Genomic DNA, 2,621 nt, shown 5'->3' on the forward strand with positions numbered 1-2,621 from the left:
TGTGGCATCGGACCATCGGCAGCCGAGCAAACCAGGATCGCGCCGTCCATCTGGGCAGCACCAGTGATCATGTTTTTGACGTAGTCGGCGTGACCTGGGCAGTCAACGTGCGCGTAGTGACGAATGTTCGAGTCGTACTCTACGTGCGCAGTGTTGATGGTGATACCACGAGCTTTTTCTTCTGGGGCGCTGTCGATCTTGTCGAAGTCAACACGAGCCGAACCGAAAACCTCGGAGCAAACGCGAGTCAGAGCAGCGGTCAAAGTGGTTTTACCGTGGTCGACGTGACCGATAGTACCCACGTTAACGTGCGGCTTATTACGTTCGAACTTTTCCTTAGCCATCGAAATCACCCCTAGGAGAAGAATTGAGCAAGTCACCCAAGCCATTAAAACAAAGGCAGATATTTTCATATCTGCCTTGTCATATGGAGCTCTTGAGCGGATTTGAACCGCTGACCTCACCCTTACCAAGGGTGTGCTCTACCAACTGAGCTACAAGAGCGTAACACTTTGCAAAACCTGCAAACCTGGAGCGGGTAGCGGGAATCGAACCCGCATCATCAGCTTGGAAGGCTGAGGTTCTACCACTAAACTATACCCGCGGAGCCTGCAGCTCTCGCCAAATCTGGTGGAGGGGGAAGGATTCGAACCTTCGAAGTCGTAGACGTCAGATTTACAGTCTGATCCCTTTGGCCGCTCGGGAACCCCTCCTAAGCGAGGCGACATTCTATATCATGCCACCCTTCTGTCAAGCATTTTCTCAATAAAATCTTGAGGTTAGCTGCGTTGACCTCGCTTCGCGACGCTGACTTCGTGAAGTCTTCGCTGCGGAGCGGGCGCCATTCTATGCAACCTATTCGACAGTTGCAACCCCCTCGCAAGGCATTATTTTATGTTTTAACTCATTGAATTCTTTAGCAAGGTTCTGCAGTTGCAGATCTTCCAGCAAATGCTTGCTCTCGGGAGTCACACGAAGCCAAAAACCAGAAGAACCAGGAACACTCAAGGACTGCAGCCTGACATCAGCCCCCAGCCCTACCAGCCGCTGCTCCAACATCTGAGCCGTATCTCGACGAGCAAAGCCCCCCAGATAAAGACAGCCTGCATCAATCTCCCCTGACTTACCCTTATCCCGCCGCTCGACCGAATCAGAAGACTCACTCAACAAACGGATATCCTGCTGAGTACCTCGATAGAGTGAGAGAGGCATGACCTCTTTCGCACGAAGCGGTGCTTCCTGCTGATGCCAGATGTAATAAAAGCCATTGAGGACCAATAACAACAGAAACAACCAGCGCATAAAAACCTCAAGACAGAGGACAAGGCTTAAACAAATCGAAAAGATGGATCACGTACAAGCTGATCTTGCGGAACCGATGCAACACTCAAAGCCCCACCCCACACAAGGAATCAGCCCCTACCTCCTAGCCGTAGATCGCGCAAGCGCACATTGATGGCCGAACTCATGAGCCATCACGCAACCTTAGACTGAGCTCCCCGCCGCTATACGTTTTCTCCTCCCCCTCAACGCTCAATCGCAAAGCTCCTTGGCGATCAATACCCAACACAACACCATCGATCTTATTTACGCCCGCGATCAGAGACACAGCACGCCCCTGCCAGAGGTGACCTTGCTCCCACTCGCCCTGGATCGCGGAGAAGCCATTCAGCCGATGACGCTCCAGATAAGACACAAGAACCTCATTCAATCGAGCAACAAGCTGATTGCGATCAATAACCTTGCCAGACTCCAACCTCACCGAAGTCCACTCCTGATCGATCTCTTCAGCGCTTTGCATATTCACATTGATCCCAATGCCCAGGACCACATGACACACATCCGCAGGATCACCCACCAACTCCAAAAGTATCCCCGCGACCTTCTTCTGACCAACCAAAACATCATTTGGCCACTTCAAACCCGCACCAGGAATTCCATACTCACGAAGGGTATGCATGACCGCCAGCCCAACGACCAGGCTAAGCCCTTCCAATTGCCGGAGGCCTCCGTCCATACGCAAAACGAGGCTGTAATAGATATTTTCGGCAAAAGGGCTTACCCACTTACGACCACGACGGCCTCGCCCCACCGTCTGGCGCTCAGCTAGCACAAGAAAAGGAGCCACACTCCCTTCTTCAATGGATCGCAGCGCCTGTGCATTCGTGGAGTCGATAGAGTCGAGAATTCGGATATCCCAGGAACCACTGGAAATAGAGGAGCGGCCTATCTCAGCACTGTTCAGCAATGTGATTGGAGTGGCCAACTGGTAACCGCGGCCTCGCACCTTATGAATGACAAGCCCCAACTCCGCCTCAAGAAGCTGTAACTGCTTCCATATAGCACTACGGCTAACACCCAGCGCCTGACCGAGCGCCTGACCCGAGTGAAATCGCCCATCTTTCAGAAGCTCTAACAACGTCGACATGCAGTTTCCGCCTCACCATGAGGCAGGCATGATAGCCATGCCCAGCGCCATTGCATAGAAACCCCCACCTGACGAGCAAGTCGATCGAGACAGCAAAAAATCAAACCCATTTTTCGCGCGCAAAAACAAAACCCCAACTGCATGCGCAGTTGGGGTTTCGGAATTTAATCTTGACGATGACCTACTCTCACAT

3 protein-coding genes and 3 tRNA genes are annotated in these 2,621 nt (G+C 52.3%); all 6 read right to left on the reverse strand.

The annotated features are described in order from the left end of the window. Positions 1–344 (reverse strand): GTP-binding protein (locus tag AC1RGE_RS31995; RefSeq protein WP_009045853.1); only part of this gene is annotated, 344 nt, incomplete at its 3' end. An 84-nt stretch (positions 345–428) separates the two neighbouring features. Then, positions 429–504 (reverse strand) — tRNA-Thr (locus AC1RGE_RS32000). A 26-nt stretch (positions 505–530) separates the two neighbouring features. Next, positions 531–604 (reverse strand) — tRNA-Gly (locus AC1RGE_RS32005). A 24-nt stretch (positions 605–628) separates the two neighbouring features. Next, positions 629–713: transfer RNA gene (locus AC1RGE_RS32010), tRNA-Tyr, on the reverse strand. Between the two features lie 142 nt (positions 714–855). Next, a complete protein-coding gene (locus AC1RGE_RS32015; RefSeq protein WP_492585713.1) occupies positions 856–1,302 on the reverse strand; it encodes a hypothetical protein in 447 nt (148 codons plus the stop codon). Positions 1,303–1,465: 163 nt separating this feature from the next. Continuing rightward, the gene (birA, locus tag AC1RGE_RS32020) at positions 1,466–2,428 is read right to left on the reverse strand and encodes a bifunctional biotin--[acetyl-CoA-carboxylase] ligase/biotin operon repressor BirA (protein WP_457819957.1); all 963 of its coding nucleotides are present in this window, start codon (positions 2,426–2,428) and stop codon (positions 1,466–1,468) included. Between the last annotated feature and the right edge of the window lie 193 nt (positions 2,429–2,621).

This window comes from Pseudomonas sp. GW823-FHT02C05, from assembly GCF_058797595.1.

Bases quoted from the DNA above. Each gene is read 5' to 3' on its own strand.
- AC1RGE_RS32015 (WP_492585713.1), bottom strand. From the start codon at position 1,302: ATGCGCTGGTTGTTTCTGTTGTTATTGGTCCTCAATGGCTTTTATTAC.
- birA (WP_457819957.1), bottom strand. From the start codon at position 2,428: ATGTCGACGTTGTTAGAGCTTCTGAAAGATGGGCGATTTCACTCGGGT.